The organism is Anaerosolibacter sp., from assembly GCF_029240175.1.
Taxonomy (GTDB): domain Bacteria; phylum Bacillota; class Clostridia; order Peptostreptococcales; family Thermotaleaceae; genus Anaerosolibacter.
Window position 1 is genome coordinate 1 of sequence record NZ_JARBTM010000030.1, and the last position, 23,890, is coordinate 23,890.

Below are 23,890 nucleotides of genomic sequence, written 5' to 3' on the forward strand. Positions count from 1 at the left end.
TCAAACTTTAAAACTTTTAAGCTATATTGATAAGAACAAAGCTTTCTCGGAATTATCTGTAAAGGCTTTAAAGAATATAAAATACTGTGCAATCACAATCAGTATTATATATTCAGGCCTCATACCATTCTTATTTCCCATAGCAGACGCAGATGACGCCCCAGGCCTCGCAGGAATCCCAATGATCATTGTTTGTGCTTCAATTGTGATTGCAGTCTTTGCTGCTGTTCTTCAAAAGCTTTTGAAAGAAGCCATAGATATAAAATCAGATAATGATTTAACAATATGAGGTGAGTAAGATGGCGATTATAATAAATATTGATGTGATGCTGGCTAAAAGAAAAATGAGTGTAACAGAACTTACAGAGAAGGTTGGAATAACGATGGCTAATCTTTCTATATTAAAGAATGGAAAAGCAAAAGCCATTAGATTTTCAACCTTAGAGGCAATATGCAAAGCTTTGGAGTGTCAACCCGGAGATATTTTAGAATACAGCAATGATATGTGAAGTAAGATTTGAATACTGCAGGTAGATGTGTTAGATATTGAGCAAGGTATGTTTAGGGGGGCAAAATATGAAGATTAAATTAATTCAACCTGCAATGCTACCAAGACCTATGGATACAATGCTAAAAACAAGAATGTCTCCTTCACTGGCTTTATTAACAATAGCAAATTTAACACCGAAGGAGCATCAAGTAATTATAGAGAATGAAAATGTTGCAAAGATAGACTTTGATGAACCTGTAGATTTGGTAGCGATATCTGTCACTGTAGATGTCGTGAATAGAGCGGTGGAAATATCAAAGGAGTTCCAAAATCGTGGTGTAACAGTAATTGCAGGAGGTATTCATATTACAGCAGACCCCGAGGGAACTGCTAATAGTTTTGACGCATTATGTGTGGGCATGGCTGAGAGGGTTTGGGTAAAAATCCTTAAGGATAAAGAACATAATTCACTTAAGAAGATATATTATGACATGGAAGATATTGCTGGAGAAGAAATCGTATCACCCCACTATGACATTATTGATCATAGAAAGTATTTATATACGAATATAATTAGCACAAGCAGAGGATGTCCTTTTCAATGCGATTTCTGCTATAATAGTTGCAAAAATGCGCTTGAAACTTATGTCAATAGACCTGTAGACGATGTCATTAAAGATATAAAAGCATTAAAAACAACACATATAATGTTTATTGATGATAATTTTATTGGAAATCCCAAATGGACAAAAGAATTATTAAAGGCAATAAAACCACTCAAACTAAAGTGGAACGCAGCGGTTACTTCTAATATAGTGGATATGCCTGAATTATTAGATGAAATGAAGGAGGCTGGTTGTCAAAGTCTATTTATAGGTTTTGAAAGTATAAATAGTAAGTCGTTAGCTAGTGTCCATAAGATACAAAATACTGTAAGCAGATATGAGAAACTTGTAGATGAAATTCATAAAAGGGGAATAATGATAAATGCAAGCTTCGTTTTCGGATTAGATGAAGATGACGGCTCTGTATTTAAGAACACATTAGCATGGATCGTTAAAAATAAGATAGAAACGGTAACTTCACATATCCTTACTCCATATCCTGGTACAAAGTTATACGCATCATTCATAGAGGAAAATAGAATTGTAGACTTTAATTTATCAAATTATAATACGGCCCATGTTGTATATAAACCCAAAAATATGACAGCAGAAGAATTATACAAGGGCTATCTATGGATATATAAAGAAGTGTACACATTTAAGTATATAATGAAAAGGCTACCAAAATCTAAAAAGCAATGGATTCCATTTCTAGCATTTAATTTCTTTTATAGGAAGTTTGGAAAGGTCACTGAGCTATTGTGCAATATAGTTTCTTTTGAAAATATAGGAAGATTTTCTAGATGGTTAGCTTATAGTATAAAATAGGTGGCGGAATTTTATCTTTCTGCTATTTATAGATGGTGTCTGCTTGTATAGTTTTACCTTGGGACGAGATGTTTTTGACCTGCATTGAACCGTATCTGGAGTAATTGCAGCATCCATAATAGCAGACAACAGCCGTGATGGAGTATATTCCCATGGACAGGGCTATTGAATTAGCGGGACAACATGGTTTACATGGTAGTTGCAGCATTATCTGTTGGTAAATCTACCTATGATTTAAGGATGAGCAAAAATGACGCAGGCATTTCACAGGTATTTATCGCTATAAATCCTACAGCATATGCAGGTGAGGATTATGCGGATGCTTATATAGAAAATATGTCAGAGTATATTAAGACATCAGCAAAGGCGCAAATTTAAAAAACGCAGTTACAGCGAACTGTATTAAAAAAAGACATTTGTCCAATGACAAATGTCTTTAATATTGACATGAAAAAATAGAAATGATAAAATAAATTCGATACCTTTTTTAATATGCATGGATAAAATATCCCTAATTATACTATACATCTTTAGAAAAGCAATGTCAATAAGTTTTGAAAATAATTTTAATGAATTATTTATCCGATGGCTAACAACTCTAAGACTTATGCTTCAGCAAGCGGGAGATAAGAGTTGTACAGCCCCTGGATAACATGACTTGGCGTTCAGGTGGAGTGCCTGCGCCCAGTAGAGGGTAAAATACTCCATCTGAACTGAGTCTTAGTTGATTATAAGGAGGAGATGTGATGAATAAGAAAGATCCTGAATGGAAGCTTGAAAATGAATGGCTGCAAGAGGTGCTTAATGAGGCAAGAAAACAGTTTAATGAAAATCGTGATTTTAAAGAAAGATTTAAAAAAGATGCTATTGAAACACATCTTCAAAACTAGCAGAGGTAAAATGAAAAATTTTTCATTTGCGATCACCTCTCCTCCAATGCAGTCTCATCGAATCTTCTTGTTAATAAATAACACAAGAACCCATTCGCAAGCATCAGTATTCCAGCACAGATCATCCAATTGCTAATACCAATCATTTCAGATACAGGTCCAGCAATAAACATGCCGACAGGAGCTGCAAAGCTCATGACACTGGTTACAAGGGATATAACTTTACCTAAGTTTTCCTGGGGTATCGTTTTTTGAATGTAGGCAGTAAAAGGAATATTGGAGATCATACCGGTTGTGCCCATAATGAAAACCACAATACAGAACAGCCAAAACCCGCTTGCAGGGAGCAGACCCCCTATGAATGCGCAAGCTCCCAATGCAACTATACCAATGGAAATCATGAGAAATTGCTTTTTAAGCCCTCCGATAATACTTATGACCATTGCCGCAAGGAGCATCCCGCTGGAAAATAGGGTTTGAACAATTCCGTTGTGCCAAGCAGTGCCGTTAAAATACACTTTAACCATTAAGGGCAAGAGGGTCCCGATTGGTACAAACACAATTGTTGAAAGAAGCATAGGGATAGATACTCTCATTAGTGCTTTATTTGCTTTAATGGCTTTGATACCTAATTTCATATCTTGGAAGACAGTCAACTTGTTATTTAAATTCACTTTGTGCTTAGCCATTTTGACGGAAGAAAGAGCAAACACTGCTAAAGTTGCCCCGATAATATCTACAAGAAGTGCGTACTGTAGTGTAGTAATGCTCATCAAAAGGGCTCCAAGCATTGGGCCTACCATAGAACAGGCGGATTGAATCATTTGACCCAGCCCCCCTGCTTTTGTCAACTCGCTTTCAGGGACTAGCTGAGGTATTGCTGCCTGCATGGCAGGCTTATGAAATGTTTCACCTAAGGCCCTGATAAATAGAACTCCATAAATGAATATTAGGGATGGTGTACCGAAAAAGAAGGATATACCCAAAATAAGAGAGGAAGCTGCAACAGCACTATCCGCTATGATCATTATGGTTTTACGGTGATACCTATCTATCAAAACTCCGGCGAAGGGGCCAATGACAGCTTGTGGCAGCAAGCCGACAACACTAGCAATCGTAAGGGCAATGGCAGAACCTGTTTGTACTGTAATCCACCAGATTATTGAAAACTGAACAGCACTTGAACTCAAAAGTGAAAATGCTTGTCCTATATAAATGGTGAAAAAAGACTTCTGCCAAGTCTGCAACTTTTTCATGGCATTACCCCCTTAGACTTTCTACAATCATCTTTGCACAATCTCTGGCGCCGTTTTCAGTAGCGATATTTCTTGCCAGGATTTTTGCATTGGCTACAATCTTATCTTGAAGGGCAAAATCAAAGGCTGCAGCAAGATTATCAGAGGTAAGTGTCTTTATTGGAATAGGCTTTGCGCCGACACCTAGGTCATAAGCTCTATGGGCCCATGCATGTTGATCGTTGGCAAAAGGTATAATAATGCCTGGAACACCTGCCTTAAAGCCAGCAGCCGTCGTTCCTGCTCCGCCGTGGTGACAAACTGCAGAAACTCTTTCAAACAACCATGAGTGGGGTATGCTGTCAACTGCAATGATATTATCAGGGAGATTGTTAAACTTGCCCATTCCACAGAGGATACCACGTCTCCCGCCATTGGCCAGAGCATCGATTATTAATTTAGATAATGCATCTTTCTGATCTTCGTTGGAAACACTTCCAAAGCCTATATAAACAGGCTTCTCACCGGAATTTAAAAAGTCTGATAATTCTTCGGAAGGCGTATATGCAGTTTGTTCTTCTACAAACCAATAGCCGCTTTGGTGAATATTTTCATTCCAATCACAGGGTCTTTTGAATACAAAGTTGCTACAGGAAACAACGGCAGGATGCTTTTTATCCGTATGGCGTTCAAAGGGACATCCAAAGTTTTTAGGGGCACTGCCGAATTGTTTCTTCCAAAAACCTTTGACAGAATCCTTCGATGCCAACCAAAGCATATCCTGAAGCATTTTGTAGCTGATAATATTCTTGAAGGGGGTAGGCTTTATCCTTCCGTACTGGATAACAGAGGGGCGTTCTTTTGTCTTGTGCATAGGAAATGGGGAAGCTAAAACAGAAGGTATTCCCAATTCTTCAGCGGCAAAGTAACCCATGGTACAGCCAGGGTGATAGATGATCAATTCACTTCCTTCACAGGCTGCATAGAATTCATCAGCTATAAGAATTCCATATTTTTTCATTTTGTTAAATGTTAATAGCATTTTCAAAGGATTGTCAGCTGTTTGTGCCTCCTTGAGCATTTTTTTATCAACATTAAGGGATTCAAAATCAGCTTGAATAGGATAAAAATCTATGCCGTAGCTTCGAATGAAACCCTCAAAATCTCTCATACCCGTGATACGCACATCTTTTCCTAATTTTTTTAGCTCCATCGCAAGGGCGATATATGGTTGGAAATCTCCTCTGGAACCTGAACAAAGAATTGTAATCATAAGTCGTATCCTCCTCTTGTTTTATCCGACAACATGTTGTATATTTATAGTATACGTAGGATTAAATCCACCATCAACCGACAATGACGTGATGAGTGTCGGATTTTCTAGGAGATGACAAAATGAAAAAACAGCCTGAGGTTACAGCACAGACCAAGCAAAATCTAATAGATGCATTCTGGTTTTTGTATTGTGAAAAAAGAATTGAGAAGATAACTGTAAAAGAAATCACACAGAAAGCAGGCTATAACAGGGGAACCTTCTACGAATATTTTACGGATGTTTATGATGTACTTGAGCAAATAGAGCAATCACTGATACCCACAATAGATGAATTGCCCCCAATTACCATGGCTAATCATAGCATGGGGATGCCCCTTGATATGTTTCTAAGGTTATATGAGCAGAACAGTAAATACTACTCTGTTTTACTTGGTGACCATGGTGATCCTGCTTTTGCAAGTAAGCTGAAAAATTCAACGAAGCCTACACTGAAACAAGCATTTTCTGAAAAAAGTGAGTTAGACCCTGTAGAGCTTGATTTCATTTTGGAGTATGTCCTTTCTGCCATGATTGGCATTATGAGTTATTGGTTTAGACAGGATAAAGTGTTACCAGCAGAGGATTTAATTGCACTAATGCATGATATTATGGAAAATGGAGTTATGAAGCGTTTGAAAATGAGGAATTAGAAAATGATTTGATATAATCCATAAGGTAAATAACTGTTCCAGTGCTGATTTATAGTTGAGAGATGCTGATAGAATACGAAAAGAGGAAAATCAAATGAAACGAAAAACAGATAGAGTGAAGCAGATGTGGAAAGTGCTGGTTTGTCTATTGATTGTTGCAGTTGTTGGGGCGACTGCTGTATTTGGTATCAATAGCTATGTGAAAATGTCTGTTAGAGCTCAAATACTATCACCAGAGGAAGCGACTCAAATTGATTCCGATTGTATCCTTGTACTCGGTGCGGGGGTTAGGGCTGGAAGGCCGAGCCATATGTTGGAGGATCGACTTCTGCAAGGTATTCAACTTTATGAAAAAGGGGCTTCAAGCAGACTGATTATGAGTGGTGATCACGGAAGAAAAGAATATGATGAGGTGAACGTCATGAAGCAGTTTGCCATTGATGCGGGTATTCCATCTAAACAGGTTTTCATGGACCACGCAGGGTTTTCCACCTATGAAAGCCTTTATCGTGCAAGGGATATTTTTCAAGCCAAAAAAATCATTATCGTGACCCAAGAATATCACTTGTATAGAGCTCTATATATTGCAAAAAAGTTGGGGATTGAAGCAAATGGTGTTGCCTCTGACCTACGAGGGTATGCTGGGCAGGAGTATAGAGACGCACGGGAAATATTGGCAAGGGCGAAGGATTTCTTCTATGTGATGGTGAAGCCAGAACCAACGTACCTAGGAGATGCTATCCCAATCAATAGCAATGGGGATCTGACAAATGATTGATAAGTAAATAAAATCATGTGTCAAGGGATGGTTCTGTGTCATGATTGATAATGTTAGCTTCATTAAAGCAGCAGGTTACATTCATCTGAATGTAATCTGCTGCTTTTATAGTTTTATCTAGGAATGAGAAGTTTTTGACCCACATAAATCATGTTTGGATCAGTGATGCTGTTTTCTCTAAGTAGAGCATCATAGCTAACACCTAGTTTTTGAGAAATGCTGAACAAAGTGTCTCCTGGCTGAACCACATAATATCGGTCTGTAGTTTGAGAACTCACGACATTTAACTCAGTACCGATAGGCGCGAGGCTGTAGACGTAGTTTACATCGGCGTTGTTCATACGAATACAGCCATTAGAAACAGCTTTACCGATGGAGGCTGGATTGTTGGTGCCGTGGATGCCATAGTCTTTGTAGAACCGCATCCATCGTGTGCCGAAAACGCCACCTGGATTGGGGGCTTTTTCTGTAATTTTAAAGGTTCCCGTAGGACTGGGCGTGGCAGGTTTTCCGAACGACCCGATACCCAGTAAAAGTATGAAAGATTACCAAAAGGAAATATAAAGCTGATTTAGAATTATTGGGGACTTATATCTCATAGGTACTGGCATCTATCTTGAAATTTATTTCCTCATACAGCACATGTTGAGAGTGTGGTGTTGATAGATTGGGCTTGAGCACTTGTGACTTGTGATAAAAGAAATGTTGCATAGATATTATGCAATAGTCGTCTGGGGCATAGTTGCCAAATTTGCTTATCATATCCAAGGTGATATATAATTGAGGTATAATTATAAGAATGTAAGGAGAGTTTAGAATGGTAAATAAGGAAAGTAGAGTTACGACATTATCTGAGGCTCAAGGGGAAATGCGGTCAGCTTTTTTGGGTGGATTTGCTGGTCAGTTTGTTTCTGGACTGATATGGCTGGCAGCAGCTGCTATTAGTGTTTTAAGCACACCACAGTATGGTATGGCGTTTCTGTTTTTTGGATGTATGGGTATCTTTCCACTTACACAACTGACATTGCGCATGATGGGGCGACCCGCAAAAGTAAATGCAGAGAACGGATTGTGGGCTCTCGGTTCCCAAATAGCTTTTACTGTACCAATAAACTTCCTTTTGGTCGGTGTAACTATTCTTTATAGACAGATGTGGTTTTTCCCTGCCGCTATGATTGTTGTTGGGACGCATTACTTACCTTTCATAACTCTATATGGAATGAAGATGTATGGCATACTATCATTACTGCTTATATTGGGAGGAGCAGGTCTAGCGCTGTATGGCCCTCCAGTTTTCAGTCTCGGAGGGTGGTTAACAGGACTGGTTTTAATTATATTTGCTTTTATTGGTAGGTCAATAGTACTAAGGGAAGAAAAATCAGCTTATTAATAGAATAAGTGGTTGTTAAGTAATGTTAGCGGTGGTATCGTCTTTTATATCATTCCTACTAAGAGTCCAATAATTGCACCATCAACTGTAGTATCACTTATTTTAGTAGGAGCAGGAGCAAGTTTAAAGAAAAGATCAAAATAATTTAAAGATAGTGTAATCGTTTGATTGAATCTGCAATAAAGGAGGTCAGTATACAAAATGGAATATGCCAGTGCTATTGCTGGAGGTTTTCTAGGGTTATTTTTATACTTTAGATGGAAAAAAAGATGCTATTAAAGGTTGGGAATTATACATGTGGGAACATGAATATGATAATCGCATCTATAAAGCAAACGGATTAATGGATGTAGTGGCAACTTAAGTTCCAAATGGTGCATATATTGTAAATAATGGATTTGAAACGTATTTCAAGTAATTTCAGATTCTCATTGACGGAGGGAATATCATGGAGTAATATTATGCTATACGATATATCGTTATACATAATATTAACTTGATAGGGGAGGTATTTTCTATGCCGTATAGTGGTGGGCCTATGACGGAAGCGATGTACTATGTGCTGTTGGCACTGATGAATCCAAATCACGGATATCAACTAATGAACGCAATCACAGAGGTTTCTAATGGCAGACTGCATATGGGGCCTGGAACCCTTTATGGAGTACTCACACGGATGCAGAAAGACGGGCTCATAGCATTAACAGAGGATGATGGCAGGCGAAAAACCTACATTATCACGATTGAAGGAGAATTGGCTCTAAGAAATGAGTACAGTCGTCTGATGGCGTTAGTACAAGACGGAGCAATGTTAAGGGAAGGTGATAGGAATGAATAGGACAATACACAAGCTTCGTCCCACTGACTACTGGCGTATCGGAGAACATGAAAGCTGGTTTGCGGATATGGCTGCAGAAGGGCTGCATTTGAAAAAAATGGGCCTGCATTTTGTGAAGTTTGTTAAAGAGGAACCTAAAAAAACCAGATACAGGATAGATATATCAATAAATAGGGAGATTACACCAGAGCAAAAACAGATGTATGCCGAAAGCGGATGGGACTACGTTACAAGCTATGGTAATTTCAATGTGTTTTCATCACCCGTTGAGCTGAACGCACCTGAACTGCATACTGACCCTGCAGAGCAATCCTATACATTGAAGGAACTGGACAAAAGATTTGCATTCAATGCCATTGGAGTGGCAGTAGCAGTGGCTTTAATGATAGGTATGGTAGCTTTTATTTGGATGCTTGGCTCGACACCTGTCCTTAATCTCATGGAGGGAATAGTCATTCAACAGACAATCCTGGTAATGGTTGAATTATATGTAGCATATACTTCACTCAAAGCAGCCATATCCATACGTGCCTTGCGGAAGACCCTTTCAGAGGGAAAACCCATTGACCATAATGCTCCATGGAAGAAACACCACAGGGTAACTTTTTTTATTGCATGTATGTTTATTATATTTGCTGTTTTGGGAGCCATACTTCCCTGGGTTCAGATTGCCATGAGCGTGACAAAAACATTACCGTTGGAAGATACAGATTTGCCTATTGTAAGGCTATCAGAGGTTGAACAGAATCCTGATTTAGCACGAAAATCCCCTTATGCTCAAGACGACATAGATTGGGGCAACAGGTACAGCTATGATTGGAGTTTGCTTGCACCTGTGCAGTATGAATCCAATGAACGGGGCACTGTTCCCAACACAATGTGGAAAGGCGGTAGCGGAAAGTATTCACCAAGCATTAGTACAACTGTGTATCAGCTGGTTATACCAGCCATGGGAGAAAGTGTGGTCTCTGATTTTATAAAAAAATACGGAAGAATATATAGGGGTGGAGATTTTATTGAGACAGACCATGCTGACTTTGACCTTTTGATTGTTCATGAAGAAGATGAATTGAAAGAAGTATTTGCCTACAAGGGAAAAGCGGTAATGTATGTTAGATATCATGGTTATGCAGATATAAACAGAGTAATTGAAAGCACTGCCCGAAGGATTGCTTTAATTTCAGATTGAAGTCTGCATATCAACAGAATATTGAAGCGGTTATCAACACTTTATTAGCGTGTTTTATTTCAAAGACGCTATATGTTTTTGCAGGGACAAGGGGTACTTTTTCAGTGGTTTCAACTTGTCCCCTTGTCCCAAGATATATTCCCTCAGACTATAGCTTTGGGAGGGTTTTGAAATATGGAGAGGTTATTCTAACGTGAATAGATAGAGTTGTGAGCATATGTGTATTTGGTTATGTAATAGAGGTTTGTAAAGCTTAGTAACCAACAAAAGCACAAAGTAGAAATAGAATACCAAAGCAAGCTACCTCTTTAGGAGATAACAAGAGGTATTTATGATATAATCAAAACAAAGACAATATGAGCATATGAAAAGCTTAGCAAGCTAGGAGGAAAACACTAATGGAGGAGAGCATTGACGTAGTGAAAATAAATAAGACAATAGCCGATATGGTTGATGACCATATTATGGTTTGTAATCTAGAAGGGCAAATTGTTTTCTCCAATAAGGCTATGCAGTCATACCTAGGCTATGATGATTTAGAGTTAAAACAAAAAAGCTTTTTAGATATCATTGATGATATTCACAGCAATAGGGCCAAATCTTTTATTAAAAGCGTATCAGAAAAGCCTTCTGGTTGGGAGGAGTTTTTGTTTAATGGAAAGCATGATGTGTTGAAACTTCATCTCAAGCTTTTTCAGGAGAATAATCTTATATATATTTATGGTAATGAAAAATATGTAGAGTATGAAAGAATACGAAAAAAGCTAGATGTTGAAATAGCAAATGCTATTAAAATTCATAAACGATCCCTTCCTGAGAGTCTTCCTGATACAGAAAATATCTCTTTTGCTTCATTATATATTCCAGCAGAAGAACTAGGCGGAGATTTATTCGATGTATTTAGAGTAGATAATGGGTTACTAAATGATTATTTTGAACAATATGTATGCTTTATAGCCGATGTTTCAGGACATGGACTGGATAGTGCTATGCTATCTATTTTTGTAAAAGATACCATAAGAAGTTTTTTTAGACTTAAGCATATACCAGGACAATTATTGTCTCCTAAAGAAATTATGGATTTTTTTGTTGAGCAATACATAAAGGAAGGGTATCCAGACGAATACCTAGTTTGCCTTTTTTTGGTCGTTTTTGATTTAAAGACAAATGAATTGACTTATTGTAATGCAGGTTTTCATAAATGTCCTTTATTGGTCAGGGATAGAGAAAATATAATAGAGCTGGACAATGGAGGTATGCCAATATCAGCGGCAATAGATCCTGATTGGTTAAAGTATGAGGATTATTCTCTTTATCTGTCCTCAGCAATGACCTTGTTTATTATGTCCGATGGATTGCCAGAGCAAAGATCGAATAATGAATTTTATGAAGAAAGGCTAAAGAAGCTGGCTACTGAAATTTATTGTCTGAAACCCGTTGATATTGTCCGGAAAATCCATGAAGATGTTACTAATTTTTTAAGACATGACAAAATCAATGATGATATAACCTTAGTTGTAGTGAAACTATCATAGACATTGAACTAGTACGATAGATTTCAAATACATGAGATAAAGGAGAGGAATTATATGCAGCAAATACTGGATGGCATTTTAGAAGCTATTAAAGACGAGATCAAAGCCCAGAAACATTATCAAATACTAGCCGAAAGGACAGAGGACCCAAAAATTAAGAAATTCTTCGAACAATTGAGAATGGACGAAGAAAACCATGAGAAGGTACTGCGCACACGGTATGAAGCTTTTGCAAAAATGTTAAAAGCGGACAAAGGAGAAGATTGATGGATCTAAGAATAAGTTGAAAAAATGAAGTAAAAGTCAAAATTCTCCAGACTTAGGTTTGGGGATTATTTAATAAAAGCAACAGGGTACATTTGTTTGAATGCACCCTGCTGCTTTTATAATTTTATCTAGGAATGAGAAGCTTTTGACCCACATAGATCATATTTGGATCAGTGATGCTGTTTTCCCTTAGAAGGGCATCATAACTTACACCTAACTTTTGAGAAATGCTAAACAAAGTATCTCCTGCTTGAACCACATAATATCGATCTGTGGTTTGGGAACTTACGATATTTACCTCAGTACCAATGGGTACAAGGCTGTAAACATAATTTACGTCTTGGTTGTGCATACGGATGCAGCCGTTGGAAACAGATTTTCCTATGGAAGCAGGATTGTTGGTACCATGGATGCCGTAGTCCTTATAGAAACGCATCCATCGGGTGCCAAAGACACCACCTGGATTAGGTGCTTTTTCAGTGATTTTAAAGGTTCCAGTGGGACTAGCTGTCGTGGGTTTACCGAATGACCCGATACCCAGTAAAAGAGAAGTAGTTTCTAACATACCAAAGAAGGATTTATTTAGGATTATGCAGGATGAACCGTACCATAAGTGACTGCGGTTTTTTGAAGACTAGTTTCCTAAACCGTGTGCCACAGGTTCGACTCCTGTTAGGTGCACCACTGAATACAACCCTGTTTGCCTTGTATATCAAGGAAAACAGGGATTTTTTATTGTGTAATAGATAGAGTCCATTTTTAATTAGTTACTCGTAGTTTTCGTCTGTTGTCGTCAATACGACGGCAAATCAGCGTCGATAAGTGTATTTTGGATTAAAAGACATGAAACGCACCGAGATTATATTAAGGATATAGGATAACTCAATATATTTACTAAGCGTAGCTAGTACTTAATATAGTAGAAAGGGCTTTATAGATAGAGAGGCTATTATTAAGTAATTGTGTCGAAATTTGATGTAAAATATTAGGAGAAATGTGGAGGTTTTAGAAGGATTATGTAGAATCTAAATAACAATTGGTTACTGATAATGAAATATAAAAAGTCTAATATGGATATTATGAAAAGGTTTTAATACAAGAAATATGTCCCAGCTTGTATTTATGTGATAGTTAATATTTATCATGCATAACCAATTTCTTCTCCTATAATTTAGTAAACAAGGATATATAAAACACGTAGTTTCGAGGGGAGTGTATTTTTTGAAAAAGAAATGTTTTGTTATAATGGGATTTGGGAAAAAAACTGATTTTTCTACCGGGAGAACTCTAGATTTAGACAAGACATATAAGAATATAATTCAACCAGCTGTAATGAAAGCGGGATATGAATGTATAAGAGCAGATGAGATACAAGATTCTGGGTTAATAGACAAAAGTATGTATTTGCTATTGATGAGCTCTGAATTGGTAATTGCAGATATATCAACATATAATCCTAATGCAATTTATGAACTTGGAATACGTCATGCAGTAAAGCCTTATTCTACCATTGTAATCAAAGAAAAAGATGGTAAGATTCCATTTGATTTAGATCACACGAGGATATTTCAGTATGCTCATTTAGGTGATGATATTGGTGCTGATGAAGCGAATCGATGCCAGAATGATTTAGCGGACCTAATAAATAGTATAACTGAAACAAACATAATTGATAGTCCAATGTATGAGTTTGTAAAAATTCTACCACCAACGGTTCCACAAGAGGAGTTGGATAGGTTAGTAAAAGAACTTGCGGATAAAGAAAAGCATATTTTTGCTATCGTTGAAGAAGCACAAACCTTGATGAAAGCTAGCCAGTTTGAAAATGCTGCGATATATTGGGAAAAAGCAAAGAATCTAATGCCAAATGAGACATACTTTATACAACAATTCGCCTTGTGCAAATATAAATCAAAAAAACCTTCTGAACTTGCTGCATTATCAGATGCCCTTAATATTATTGAAGAACTAGAGCCTGATAGTATGAACAACGATCCTGAGACATTAGGTATTACTGGAGCGATATATAAAAACATATATCTTATTACTAAGGATGTCGAATTTTTAAATAGAGCTACAAAATACTATGGAAAAGGGTTTAAGGTTAGAAATGATTATTATACAGGAGAGAACTATGCATTATGTTTAGACATGAAGTGGCAGGTTGAGGAAAATGAAGAAGAAAAGATATATTTTAAGATTGAGGCTAGAAGAGCTAGAACTGAGATTATTTCTTCTTTAGAGAATATTATTTCACTTTCTGAGATTAACGAGCATCAGGACAAAAAATGGATATATGCTACACTTTCAAATTGCTATTTTGCGCTAGGGAATGTTAATAAGGCAGATGAGTATGAAGGTTTGTTCAAACGCGAGGCTCCAGAAGCTTGGGAGTTAGACACATTTAATAAAAGTCGTGAAATATTCGCCTCTTTACTAATAAAATAATGAAATGGAGGAAACAGTTATGCCAATATTAAAAACTAGAAATTTATTCATTAGTCATGCATGGAGTTATGATAGCCATTATAACAAGGTAGTTGAATGGCTAAACGAAGAACCAAATTTTTCTTGGAAGAATTATAGTGTGCCAAGTCATGACGCTTGCTCGCAAAAGACAACTTCGGGGCTTAAGCAATGCTTAACTAACCAAATCAATCCTTCTCAATGTGTTATTATACTTGCTGGAATGTGGGTTGCTCATTCTGAATGGATACAATATGAGATTGATGAAGCTTTAAGATTAGGAAAAACGATAATTGGAGTTAGACCTTGGGGACAAGAAAAAACTCCGACAGCAGTTCAAAATGCAGCTGATGTAATGGTAAACTGGCAAAGTGCAAGCATTATTCAAGCAATTAGAGATTATGTTTAGTTATTGATTCACATTAATGTAAATAGGATAGGTAAGCTATCCTAATCATGGGATCATATAACTTAACATAACAAGAAAAAAATTGCAGTTAGAGCAGCACAGTGAACCTTACCATAAGTAATTGCGAAACAGCCCTGAAACGTTGTATATCAATGATTCACGGCTGTTTTGTATTTAAGACTAGTCTATTAAAAACTTTTGAAGTTTGATTTTAATGATGTAAAAACCTATAGATAGATGGAGGAATTTGTAAATTTGTGCAGAATACCTGTATTTGTAAGAAGGGACAAGGGGACAGGTACACTGTCCCTAAACTATTTTTACTGTTAATAAATACATATGAAAAACCGCAGTCAGAGCGGTACGGTGAGCCGTACCATAAGTAACGGCGGTTTTTTTATAGGATAGTTGTTAGGTGTGTTTCATCTCTGCTGATGAAATTCACGAAAATCATACTGATGTAATAATCAATATGATTTTTATTTTTACTAAAAAAATGATCTTATATTCAAAAGCACATACTCGACGATTCGGTTATTGAATGAAATGTCTAAGTAGTTTAAATTAATATAAGAGGAGATAGGGCTCTCATTATAAAATAATATCTTGAATGGAGTATGGAATTTGGATTCCGTAAACAAGGGCATGGGAGACTATATTTCTATTGCATAGATGAGGGATTATTCTATCAAACAATATGAAATAATGAGTCGAGGGGGCGGTTCGTGCGCCAAGCAAAGGGCGCACCATATAGCAGGTGGGAACCCCGCTGAGAAAGATTTAGCAAATCACTCATATCGAGTCTTGGGCGACGTAGGGTAACCTACGTCGTTAAGCGTAGACAGCAAGGTAGTAGGCCGAAAGCGAAAGTTGAAGGGATAGAGCCTCGAAATCCCAATCGGGAAGGTTGATACTGTGAACCGAGTAGAAAACAACATCAATATATTCGATATGCGAGAATATGTTGGCTTCCCCGGGGTCGGTGACCTTGGCATGCTACACATTGTTATGGTGCGTCAACTTGGGAGATCCTGTCTGCTCTTTACGCAGAGAAAGTAAGACTAACCAAGCGATAATAAAGTAAGGCGTCGAATGCGGCAGGGAGTCAGATTACTGTATAGTACTTAAGAAACAGGGTAATGCCTGTGGAGGGAAGGCGGTAACACAACACCGACCTTGAAAGAGAAACATATTCTACACACGGAGGTAGATAAAGTATGGAAACGAAACTAACAAGGATGGCAGAAGTAGCTAAAATTCGCCCCAAAGAAAGATTCACATCTCTCGTACATCTAATCAATGGGGAAATGATAAGAGAATGCCATGAAGAGATGAAGAGAAAGAAAGCTCCTGGAGCTGATAATATAACAAAAGGGGAATATGAGCTCCGACTAGACGATAACGTCAATGATTTAATCAATCGTATGAAAAGACAGGCGTATAAGCCACAGCCAGTAAAGCGGGTATACATACCCAAAGCAGGTAGTGAAAAGAAGAGACCATTAGGTATTCCAGCTTATGAGGATAAACTTGTACAGGCTAGCTTAGCAAAGATTCTAAACGCCATATACGAACAAGACTTTCTAGAATGCTCCTTTGGATTCAGACCTAATCGAAGCTGTCATGATGCGTTGAAAGTACTTGACAAAATCCTAGATAAAAGAGAAATCAGATATATTGTTGACGCAGATATAAAGGGATTCTTTGACCATATAGACCAAAAGTGGCTAATGAAATTCATAGAGCACAGGATAGCTGATACAAATATCCTTAGGATAATAGCTAGATTCTTAAAAGCAGGGATAATTGAAGCAGGAATAGCCTATGATACCCCGGAGGGAACACCGCAAGGGGGAGTCATATCTCCAATACTGGGGAACATATACCTTCATTACGTGATAGACCTATGGTTTGAGAAAAAGATAAGGAAAAACTGTAGAGGTAAAGCATATATGGTTAGATATGCCGATGATAGTGTATACTGCTTTGAATATGAGGAGGATGCCAAGGAATTCTATTGGCAAATGATAACACGATTGAAAACATTTAATCTCGAAGTGGCAGAGGAGAAGACAAAAATCATTTCCATCAAGAAAGATAGAGACGATGATTCTGACGGTGAAGGAGGTTTAGGAGTCAATTCATTTGACTTTCTAGGCTTTACCCATTACGAAGGTAGAAGTAAAAGTGGAGTCAGGCGTATTATGAGAAAAACGAGCAAGAAAAAGTACAAAGCAAGCCTGCTACGCTGTAAAGAATGGATAAAAACAAACAGGCATATGGCGACGAATGACTTCATGAAAAAGTTAAAAATCAAGGTATTAGGACACTGCAGATACTATGGAATAACAGACAATAACTCTTCAGTGAGCAACTTTATAGATGAAGTCAAAAGGCTGATATACAAATGGCTTAACAGAAGAAGCCAGTGTAAAAGCTTTTCGTGGGATAAGTTTAACCTGTTTCTTAAAAGGTATCCATTACCAAGAGCAAAAACCTACGTAAGAATATTTGATCCAGGGGCTGGACATAGTTACGTTTTGTAAATGGTGAAGTGAAGAGCCGGATGCCTTAATAGGGCAAGTCCGGTTCTGTGAGGGGTTGGAACTGCAAGGTTCCAGCCTACTCGATCGTTGTCTATAATGCTTCTATGTGATGTATTGTCCCTATAACAATGAGGAGGGAAGAAGAAACAACCAGCAGAAACGGTCTCTGTTGGTTGTTTATGACTGAATGATGAATTTATACCTACTTTACGCCTAAGTCAAATTACTCACATATACATCTAAAGCTTTCCGAACATTTGGGACAATTCCCTGAGGGTGTATATTTACATTTTGGGGGTACAACTTCAAAGGGACGCATCATATCGTAGTCTTCATGTTCTAAAATATGGCAGTGATAGATATATCGGCCTGTATATGGTCCAAAGCGCATGATTAACCGTGTTACAAAGCCTGGTGTGGCCTGAACGGTGTCCTTCCAACCCCTTTCGTTTGCAGCTGGCAATTCAGGCTCACCGGTAAAACGGAGTTGACCAGTGGCGTTAAATGAATCTGCATCAAATGGAATACGATCAAGGATTTGGAATTGGATCAAGTGGATATGAATTGGATGCACAGCTATTCCTTGATTAATGATTCTCCAAATTTCAATATCATTCAGAATGGGGTTTTCAGTAATGCGATCGATAAATCCGTGGTTGGATAATAAGAATTTAAGTCTGCCATATCGATCACGGGTTACATCAAGGGTAATATCTCGAATCCGTGTTGCTTCACATTCTTGAAACTTTTTAATTTTACCTAAAAATTGAGGAATGACACTTGGGTCGGGTTCAGTAGATTTAATAACTCTGAATTCCATGATTCTCCCTGTAGTTTGAGGGTCAGGAGGTGTACCAAAATCAAAGGGTGTTCTTGCATCGTTGGTAATGATAATACTCGAATCGATTGGCTGATCTGTAAAATCGATGATGACATCTATGCGCTCCGAAGGGGCAATTGTAATCTCATCTAAAAAAACTGGTTTTTCTAATAATCCACCATCTGAACCAATTTGAATGAATGGCTGCTCTTTACAGACGTCTAGCTTCATTCGATAAAACCTTTCATTCGAAGCATTTAGAATGCGAAAACGGTATTTTCTTTGTTCAACCTCAAGATAGGGCCAAACCTTTCCATTGACCGTGATAAAATCTCCAGCAACCCCTGGTGTGATAGAAGGATCTGGAAGATTGGGAGTCGGATTGTTTACTGTTCTAGGATAAAAGAGAGATCCATCCTGATTAAAGGATCTGTCCTGTATGATAAGCGGAATCTCGTATTTGCCTGCAGGTAGATTAAGTAAGCGCTCCTGTTCATTGCGAATAATATATAAGCCTGCAAGTCCTGCATAGACATTTAAACGGGTAATACCTACCGCATGGTCATGATACCAGAGGGCTGTAGGACGCTGATCGTTTGGATATTTGTAGACCTCCTGTTTAAAACAAGGACCACATTGTTGGAAACCATTGGTATACCAAGCCTCAGGATAACCATCGCTGTCAGGTTCTACTTCAGCTCCATGCAAATGGACAACGGTACGCACCTCAGGCATGTGTTCACCTGCACCATGAAGGGTATGATCAATGGGTAGAAAATGCTTATCTGGTAGACCGTTCATCCATTTTACATGAACACATTCTCCCTCATCAACCTCTATTGTGGGGCCGGGTAACTGCTGTTCATAACCCCAAACCTTTGTTGTGGGCATTTCTAAATGAAATTGATGAAAAAATTCTTTCATTGTCACTTCATAGTAAGTAAAACACTTGTGTCGTTCTTTTGGGTTCAAGACTTTTGGAATAGGTAAAGGGTCAATAAAGGGTGTAAGACTCATAAGGTCCCTCCTCATTGAATAATACAATATGAGAAAAATAAATTAATTTGGCAATGAATATATAAATGACCGTTTCTGCAATCAAGCAAAACATATTTTTCCAATACTGTTCTATATACTAATATGAATGGTAAGTTAGCAAAATTACTTGCTTGAATAATTTTTTTGGCTCAATAGAAGTTGAGAATAATTGATGCTCAGTACGTTGATCTTTTCACAATAATTTCTTTCATAATAAATGAAATACTGTTACAAATGATGAAGAAAAACTGTACCAAATGTATTATTTAGTCTTATAAGGGCATGGCATGACAGGGAACGGGTCTGTGTGTAAAAAACAGGTAATTGTTCAACAAAAGTATTAGGGTAAGTTTATATAAACTTACCCTAATACTTTATATTTTCTATCTAGGAATGAGTAGCTTTTGACCTACATAGATCATATTTGGATCTGTGATGCTGTTTTCCCTTAAAAGAGCATCATAGTTAACTCCTAATTTTTGAGAAATACTGAATAATGTATCTCCAGCTTGAACCACATAGTAACGATCAGTGGCCTGGGAACTTACGACGCTTACCTCGGTGCCAATGGGTACAAGGCTATAGACATAGTTCACATCGGCATTGTGCATACGGATACAGCCGTTAGAAACGGCTTTCCCGATGGAAGCAGGATTGTTGGTGCCATGGATGCCGTAGTCTTTATAGAAACGCATCCAACGGGTACCGAAAACGCCACCTGGATTCGGAGCCTTTTCTGTGATTTTGAAAGTGCCTGTAGGACTGGGTGTAGCTGGTTTTCCAATGGCTACTGGAAATGTACGATGGAGTTGATTATCTAGATAAAGATAGAGCTTTCTTTCCGATAGATTAATGACAATCCTAGCTTTTCCTCCAACGCCTAAAAGAGCTGTGTAAGTATTGGGTCCAACTATACCATCAGGGGTTAGACCTTTGCTTCGTTGGAACTGCATCACAGCCTGACGGGTAGACTCACCGAAGATCCCATCTTCTAATCCTGCATCAAATCCCAAGGTATTTAACCTTTCTTGAACTTCTCTCACATCTTGCCCTCGGTCACCTAGCTTTAGAGGACGTGTATATCGAAACATGGACAATCACCTCAATTATTCAATTTATATCATCATATGCGGGGAAATCCATAAAGGATATCTTAATAATTTTGAAGAACGGGAGATGATAATAAGGAATATATTGACAGAATATATGAAATAATATACTATGATTAAAAAACATATGTTGAAAAATTCTATGAAGAGAAGAGTACCCATTTATATTTTCTAATAGCGAGCAGGAGTATGGTGGAAGTTCTGCAAGAAATCAAATGGAGAAGAGAGCCTCTGAGAAGCTGCTTAAACATTTTGTAAGGGTTAGCCGTTAACTGCGTTAAAGTTTTAAGTGGACTATATTTAGTCAATTTGAGTGGTACCGCGGAATCATATCCGTCTCTATTAATAGGGGCGGGTTTTTTTATGTGCTCTTTTAGTTCTACCAATATAATCTAATGGGAGGTATATATATGAAAATGCTCATTAAGGAAATAAGTAACATTGTTGAAGATCAATTCGAACAGTCTGGCTATGATAGAAAGTATGGAACAGTCTCAATATCAAATAGGCCAGATTTGTGTCAATTTCAATGTAATGGTGCTCTTCCCGCTGCAAAGCAATATAAGAAAGCACCTATGCAAATAGCAAACGAGATACTAGAAAAGTTGAAAAAGATGGAGATGTTTCAAGATGTGTCAGTAGCTGGCCCTGGATTCATCAATATCAATATTACAGATCATTTCCTTGCAGCGTATGTCAATAAAATGTATAACAGTGAGAAATTAGGATGTATTGAGGCTTCTGACCCAAAGACCATTGTTATTGATTATGGAGGAGCGAATGTTGCAAAACCTCTTCATGTTGGGCATCTTCGTTCTGCCATTATTGGTGAAAGTCTTAAAAGAATTTCTAAGTTTATGGGACATAACGTAATAGGAGATGTTCACTTAGGTGATTGGGGTCTGCAAATAGGGATGGTAATCTCTGAACTTAGAAGACGGAATCCAGAGCTTCCCTATTTTGATGAAACTTTTCAGGGAGAATACCCAAAAGAAGCCCCCTTTACAATCGATGAGCTTGAAGAAATATATCCTGCGGCAAGTAAACTAGCAAAATCGGACAGTGCCGCCATGGAAGAATCTAAAAAGGCAACAACTGAACTTCAAAAAGGACGAAAAGGTTACGTCGAACTTTGGAAGCATATTCTAAATGTTTCAGTAAATGACTTGAAAAAGGGTTATGGAAATTTAAATGTAGATTTTGATCTCTGGAAGGGTGAAAGTGATAGTCAGCAGTATGTCGATGTAATGGTAGACTATCTGAAAGATAATAATTATACTTCTGAGAGTGAAGGATTATTAGTGGTTGATGTCTCAAAAGAAACGGATACCCATACAATACCACCTTTCATCGTTTTAAAGTCGGATGGGTCCTCTCTATATAGCACAACGGATCTTGCGACTATATGGGAAAGGGTTCGTGAGTATAATCCTGATCAAATCATATATGTTGTTGATAAAAGACAGGATCTGCATTTCGAGCAAGTATTCAGATGCGCTAAAAAAACGAAGATTGCTAGTGAAGACCTAAAGCTAGAATTTATTGGATTCGGTACCATGAATGGTAAGGATGGCAAGCCTTTTAAAACAAGAGAAGGCGGCGTGATGCGACTCCAAGATCTAATTCAAATCATCAAAGATGCAGTTAAAGATAGGCTAAAAGAAAACAAATCTATTGAGAATAAAGAAATAAATGAAATCGCAAGGAAGGTTGGGCTATCTGCTTTGAAATATGGTGATCTGTCCAATCAGGCCACAAAAGATTACGTATTTGATATTGAGAGGTTTTCCTCCTTCGAAGGAAACACGGGTCCATATATTTTATATACAGCTGTTAGAATTAAATCTATTCTAAGAAGAATTGCTGATGAAGGTTTCCAATACGCTGATAAAATTAATACTCCCTATAGCGATATAGAAAGAAGTCTATTTTTAAAACTATCAAAATTCAATGAAGTGGTAGAGTTGAGTTTTACAGATAAGGCACCAAACAAAATATGTGACTATGTTTATGATTTGGCTAGTACCTTCAATAGATTTTATCATGACAACAAAATAATAGCAGAAGAAAACATCAATAAAAAGGCATCGTGGATTAATCTCATTTCTCTTACAATGAAAGTCCTTGAGACCAGTTTAGATTTGCTGGGCATTGAAACACCGGAAAGAATGTAGTATTCATTAAATCAACAGTGGAAATCAAATCTATCTGTTGATTTAACTTTTTCCGTTGAATATATAGATAAGCCTACAGTGGGAGTGTTCGTTGTTTTTGCTAGTTGCCAGATATGGCAGGAATGGAAAAGAAATTTTGATAGAAGACATGTATATTATAATTACCACGTGGAATAAAGAAGGTGAAAAATATGGATTTTAGAGATATTATGTCTGACACTCTAAAGTATATAGAGAAAAATATCAAAGAACCCATAACAGCAAAAAATGTTGCTCAAAATGCAGGATATTCAATATATTATTTTTCAAGAGTGTTCAGAAGTCACATTGGACTATCCATTATGGAATATGTAAAAGATCGTAGGTTAATCAAAGCTTCTGAAGAAATAGCAGATGGAAGAAAAATAATCGATGTTGCGTTAGATTATGGCTATCAGTCACATAGTGGCTTTACGAAAGCATTTAAGAACAAATTTGAGTTCTCACCTTCACTTTTAAGAGCATTTAGCTTTCAAGTTAATTGTTTAGGAGGTAGTTATAATATGAGTCATGTGTTTATGAAAAATACAGATGTTCATGCTACAAAAGAGGAATTATATGAACTTTTAGTAGCAGTTATTAGTGAGAATAGGCTAGATTATGACCATGAAGAGATTAGGAAGGCATATGAATTTGCTTGTACGGCACATATTGGAGAAAAAGAGATATTCAGGGGATGACTATGTAACACATCCTATTAATGTTGCTATTACCTTGTCAGAAATGGGGGCAAGTGAGGATGCCATCATTGCTGGGCTATTGCATGATATTGATTTTGAGAAGGCCAATGGGTATCTTGATGAAGTAGAAAATGGACTTCCGGACAGAATCATAAAAATAGTCCAAGATGTGAAAAAGTTTCAAGATGTGAAAAAGTTTAATGGTAATGAGGATGGTATAGATGAAAATGTAGTAATGGTTAAGTTAGCGGATAGGCTTCATAATATGAGAACGATTGAATTTATAGATGAAGCTCGTTGGAAGGAAAAGGCAAAACAAACCTTAGATATATTCTCTCCAATAGCAGCAAAAATGAATAATGAAAAATTATTAGCAGAATTAAATGATTTATCGGTGAGGTATATTTAAATCATAATATCAATGTTAAATAGTAATGTAAAAGAACTATAGGATGGTAAACCTCTATATTTCTTTTACATTATTCCGATTGAAAAATTTAAAACTTTACTGGGTATCGGGTCAAATGATTTTACTATGTTTATGGAGAATGTGTGATGAAGCTGATTATCGAGATAGAGATAATCAGCTTTCTTTCAGA

The 23,890-nt window shown here is 37.3% G+C and carries 24 protein-coding genes and 1 other annotated feature; of the genes, 18 read left to right on the forward strand and 6 right to left on the reverse strand.

The annotated features are described in order from the left end of the window. From K0R93_RS17090 to K0R93_RS17110, 5 genes are all read left to right on the forward strand, one after another. On the forward strand, positions 1-289 hold a 289-nt coding region (locus K0R93_RS17090; RefSeq protein ID WP_300303894.1), incomplete at its 5' end, for a DUF2975 domain-containing protein. 10 nt (positions 290-299) lie between these two features. Beyond that, the gene (locus K0R93_RS17095; protein WP_300303897.1) at positions 300-509 is read left to right on the forward strand and encodes a helix-turn-helix domain-containing protein; all 210 of its coding nucleotides are present in this window, start codon (positions 300-302) and stop codon (positions 507-509) included. Positions 510-576: 67 nt separating this feature from the next. Then, entirely contained in the window at positions 577-1,923 is a 1,347-nt protein-coding gene (locus tag K0R93_RS17100) for a B12-binding domain-containing radical SAM protein (protein WP_300303900.1), read from the forward strand. Between the two features lie 183 nt (positions 1,924-2,106). Beyond that, positions 2,107-2,301, forward strand: coding sequence for a hypothetical protein (locus K0R93_RS17105; RefSeq protein WP_300303903.1), 195 nt, complete (start codon positions 2,107-2,109; stop codon positions 2,299-2,301). Between the two features lie 368 nt (positions 2,302-2,669). Next, positions 2,670-2,813: a hypothetical protein gene (locus tag K0R93_RS17110; protein WP_300303983.1), complete on the forward strand. Its 144-nt coding sequence runs from the start codon at positions 2,670-2,672 to the stop codon at positions 2,811-2,813. Positions 2,814-2,845: 32 nt separating this feature from the next. On the opposite strand, the gene K0R93_RS17115 is transcribed toward K0R93_RS17110, so the two are convergent. Further along, positions 2,846-4,069: an MFS transporter gene (locus tag K0R93_RS17115; protein ID WP_300303907.1), complete on the reverse strand. Its 1,224-nt coding sequence runs from the start codon at positions 4,067-4,069 to the stop codon at positions 2,846-2,848. Positions 4,070-4,073: 4 nt separating this feature from the next. Then, positions 4,074-5,321: a glycosyltransferase gene (locus K0R93_RS17120; protein WP_300303910.1), complete on the reverse strand. Its 1,248-nt coding sequence runs from the start codon at positions 5,319-5,321 to the stop codon at positions 4,074-4,076. A 122-nt stretch (positions 5,322-5,443) separates the two neighbouring features. On the opposite strand from K0R93_RS17120, the gene K0R93_RS17125 reads away from it, so the two are divergent. Then, complete coding sequence (locus K0R93_RS17125) at positions 5,444-6,013, forward strand: TetR/AcrR family transcriptional regulator (RefSeq protein WP_300303913.1); 570 nt, start codon at positions 5,444-5,446, stop codon at positions 6,011-6,013. Positions 6,014-6,107: 94 nt separating this feature from the next. Then, a complete protein-coding gene (locus K0R93_RS17130; RefSeq protein WP_300303916.1) occupies positions 6,108-6,791 on the forward strand; it encodes a SanA/YdcF family protein in 684 nt (227 codons plus the stop codon). A gap of 113 nt (positions 6,792-6,904) precedes the next feature. On the opposite strand, the gene K0R93_RS17135 is transcribed toward K0R93_RS17130, so the two are convergent. Then, a complete protein-coding gene (locus K0R93_RS17135; protein ID WP_330685201.1) occupies positions 6,905-7,330 on the reverse strand; it encodes a LysM peptidoglycan-binding domain-containing protein in 426 nt (141 codons plus the stop codon). A gap of 278 nt (positions 7,331-7,608) precedes the next feature. Here K0R93_RS17135 and K0R93_RS17140 point away from each other — a divergent pair, with 278 nt between their 5' ends. The 5 genes from K0R93_RS17140 (at position 7,609) to K0R93_RS17160 (ending at position 12,010) form a co-directional block, all read left to right on the forward strand. Further along, positions 7,609-8,181: a DUF7010 family protein gene (locus tag K0R93_RS17140; protein ID WP_300303919.1), complete on the forward strand. Its 573-nt coding sequence runs from the start codon at positions 7,609-7,611 to the stop codon at positions 8,179-8,181. 517 nt (positions 8,182-8,698) lie between these two features. Beyond that, positions 8,699-9,019, forward strand: a complete 321-nt coding sequence (locus K0R93_RS17145; protein ID WP_300303922.1) for a PadR family transcriptional regulator — start codon at positions 8,699-8,701, stop codon at positions 9,017-9,019. Beyond that, positions 9,012-10,208 (forward strand): DUF2812 domain-containing protein, encoded by a 1,197-nt coding sequence (locus tag K0R93_RS17150; RefSeq protein ID WP_300303925.1) that lies wholly within the window; start codon positions 9,012-9,014, stop codon positions 10,206-10,208. Before K0R93_RS17145 ends, K0R93_RS17150 begins: the two co-directional genes overlap by 8 nt. Before the next feature lie 398 nt (positions 10,209-10,606). Further along, a complete protein-coding gene (locus K0R93_RS17155; protein ID WP_300303928.1) occupies positions 10,607-11,743 on the forward strand; it encodes a PP2C family protein-serine/threonine phosphatase in 1,137 nt (378 codons plus the stop codon). 54 nt (positions 11,744-11,797) lie between these two features. After that, entirely contained in the window at positions 11,798-12,010 is a 213-nt protein-coding gene (locus K0R93_RS17160) for a ferritin family protein (protein ID WP_300303931.1), read from the forward strand. Between the two features lie 124 nt (positions 12,011-12,134). On the opposite strand, the gene K0R93_RS17165 is transcribed toward K0R93_RS17160, so the two are convergent. Continuing rightward, positions 12,135-12,575 (reverse strand): L,D-transpeptidase family protein, encoded by a 441-nt coding sequence (locus tag K0R93_RS17165; RefSeq protein ID WP_300303934.1) that lies wholly within the window; start codon positions 12,573-12,575, stop codon positions 12,135-12,137. Positions 12,576-13,231: 656 nt separating this feature from the next. Here K0R93_RS17165 and K0R93_RS17170 point away from each other — a divergent pair. From K0R93_RS17170 to ltrA, 3 genes are all read left to right on the forward strand, one after another. Then, positions 13,232-14,458 (forward strand): TRAFs-binding domain-containing protein, encoded by a 1,227-nt coding sequence (locus tag K0R93_RS17170; RefSeq protein WP_300303937.1) that lies wholly within the window; start codon positions 13,232-13,234, stop codon positions 14,456-14,458. Positions 14,459-14,477: 19 nt separating this feature from the next. After that, positions 14,478-14,885, forward strand: a complete 408-nt coding sequence (locus K0R93_RS17175; protein ID WP_300303939.1) for a TIR domain-containing protein — start codon at positions 14,478-14,480, stop codon at positions 14,883-14,885. Positions 14,886-16,123: 1,238 nt separating this feature from the next. Then, entirely contained in the window at positions 16,124-17,431 is a 1,308-nt protein-coding gene (gene ltrA / locus K0R93_RS17180; protein WP_300303941.1) for a group II intron reverse transcriptase/maturase, read from the forward strand. 223 nt (positions 17,432-17,654) lie between these two features. Here ltrA and K0R93_RS17185 read toward each other — a convergent pair whose 3' ends face one another. Both K0R93_RS17185 and K0R93_RS17190 read right to left on the reverse strand, forming a co-directional pair. Continuing rightward, complete coding sequence (locus K0R93_RS17185) at positions 17,655-19,268, reverse strand: multicopper oxidase family protein (protein ID WP_300303944.1); 1,614 nt, start codon at positions 19,266-19,268, stop codon at positions 17,655-17,657. A 404-nt stretch (positions 19,269-19,672) separates the two neighbouring features. Further along, positions 19,673-20,380: a L,D-transpeptidase family protein gene (locus K0R93_RS17190; RefSeq protein ID WP_300303947.1), complete on the reverse strand. Its 708-nt coding sequence runs from the start codon at positions 20,378-20,380 to the stop codon at positions 19,673-19,675. A 151-nt stretch (positions 20,381-20,531) separates the two neighbouring features. Beyond that, positions 20,532-20,742, forward strand: a binding site (T-box leader). Between the two features lie 66 nt (positions 20,743-20,808). Between K0R93_RS17190 and argS the strand changes: the two genes are divergently transcribed. The 3 genes from argS to K0R93_RS17205 all read left to right on the forward strand — a co-directional run bounded on the left by argS (position 20,809) and on the right by K0R93_RS17205 (position 23,700). Further along, the gene (gene argS / locus K0R93_RS17195) at positions 20,809-22,572 is read left to right on the forward strand and encodes an arginine--tRNA ligase (RefSeq protein ID WP_300303950.1); all 1,764 of its coding nucleotides are present in this window, start codon (positions 20,809-20,811) and stop codon (positions 22,570-22,572) included. Between the two features lie 191 nt (positions 22,573-22,763). Further along, positions 22,764-23,291: a helix-turn-helix transcriptional regulator gene (locus K0R93_RS17200; protein WP_300303953.1), complete on the forward strand. Its 528-nt coding sequence runs from the start codon at positions 22,764-22,766 to the stop codon at positions 23,289-23,291. Further along, positions 23,239-23,700 carry an HD domain-containing protein gene (locus K0R93_RS17205; protein ID WP_300303956.1) on the forward strand — a complete coding sequence of 154 codons (462 nt, stop codon included), beginning with the start codon at positions 23,239-23,241 and terminating at the stop codon, positions 23,698-23,700. Before K0R93_RS17200 ends, K0R93_RS17205 begins: the two co-directional genes overlap by 53 nt. Positions 23,701-23,890 lie beyond the last annotated feature (190 nt).

Bases quoted from the DNA above. Each gene is read 5' to 3' on its own strand.
- K0R93_RS17145 (WP_300303922.1), top strand. From the start codon at position 8,699: ATGCCGTATAGTGGTGGGCCTATGACGGAAGCGATGTACTATGTGCTG.
- K0R93_RS17165 (WP_300303934.1), bottom strand. From the start codon at position 12,575: ATGTTAGAAACTACTTCTCTTTTACTGGGTATCGGGTCATTCGGTAAA.
- argS (WP_300303950.1), top strand. From the start codon at position 20,809: ATGAAAATGCTCATTAAGGAAATAAGTAACATTGTTGAAGATCAATTC.
- K0R93_RS17160 (WP_300303931.1), top strand. From the start codon at position 11,798: ATGCAGCAAATACTGGATGGCATTTTAGAAGCTATTAAAGACGAGATC.
- K0R93_RS17100 (WP_300303900.1), top strand. From the start codon at position 577: ATGAAGATTAAATTAATTCAACCTGCAATGCTACCAAGACCTATGGAT.
- K0R93_RS17105 (WP_300303903.1), top strand. From the start codon at position 2,107: ATGGTTTACATGGTAGTTGCAGCATTATCTGTTGGTAAATCTACCTAT.
- K0R93_RS17095 (WP_300303897.1), top strand. From the start codon at position 300: ATGGCGATTATAATAAATATTGATGTGATGCTGGCTAAAAGAAAAATG.
- K0R93_RS17125 (WP_300303913.1), top strand. From the start codon at position 5,444: ATGAAAAAACAGCCTGAGGTTACAGCACAGACCAAGCAAAATCTAATA.
- K0R93_RS17110 (WP_300303983.1), top strand. From the start codon at position 2,670: ATGAATAAGAAAGATCCTGAATGGAAGCTTGAAAATGAATGGCTGCAA.
- K0R93_RS17205 (WP_300303956.1), top strand. From the start codon at position 23,239: ATGAATTTGCTTGTACGGCACATATTGGAGAAAAAGAGATATTCAGGG.
- K0R93_RS17130 (WP_300303916.1), top strand. From the start codon at position 6,108: ATGAAACGAAAAACAGATAGAGTGAAGCAGATGTGGAAAGTGCTGGTT.
- K0R93_RS17185 (WP_300303944.1), bottom strand. From the start codon at position 19,268: ATGAGTCTTACACCCTTTATTGACCCTTTACCTATTCCAAAAGTCTTG.
- K0R93_RS17140 (WP_300303919.1), top strand. From the start codon at position 7,609: ATGGTAAATAAGGAAAGTAGAGTTACGACATTATCTGAGGCTCAAGGG.
- K0R93_RS17175 (WP_300303939.1), top strand. From the start codon at position 14,478: ATGCCAATATTAAAAACTAGAAATTTATTCATTAGTCATGCATGGAGT.
- K0R93_RS17115 (WP_300303907.1), bottom strand. From the start codon at position 4,069: ATGAAAAAGTTGCAGACTTGGCAGAAGTCTTTTTTCACCATTTATATA.
- K0R93_RS17150 (WP_300303925.1), top strand. From the start codon at position 9,012: ATGAATAGGACAATACACAAGCTTCGTCCCACTGACTACTGGCGTATC.
- ltrA (WP_300303941.1), top strand. From the start codon at position 16,124: ATGGCAGAAGTAGCTAAAATTCGCCCCAAAGAAAGATTCACATCTCTC.
- K0R93_RS17155 (WP_300303928.1), top strand. From the start codon at position 10,607: ATGGAGGAGAGCATTGACGTAGTGAAAATAAATAAGACAATAGCCGAT.
- K0R93_RS17120 (WP_300303910.1), bottom strand. From the start codon at position 5,321: ATGATTACAATTCTTTGTTCAGGTTCCAGAGGAGATTTCCAACCATAT.
- K0R93_RS17200 (WP_300303953.1), top strand. From the start codon at position 22,764: ATGGATTTTAGAGATATTATGTCTGACACTCTAAAGTATATAGAGAAA.
- K0R93_RS17190 (WP_300303947.1), bottom strand. From the start codon at position 20,380: ATGTTTCGATATACACGTCCTCTAAAGCTAGGTGACCGAGGGCAAGAT.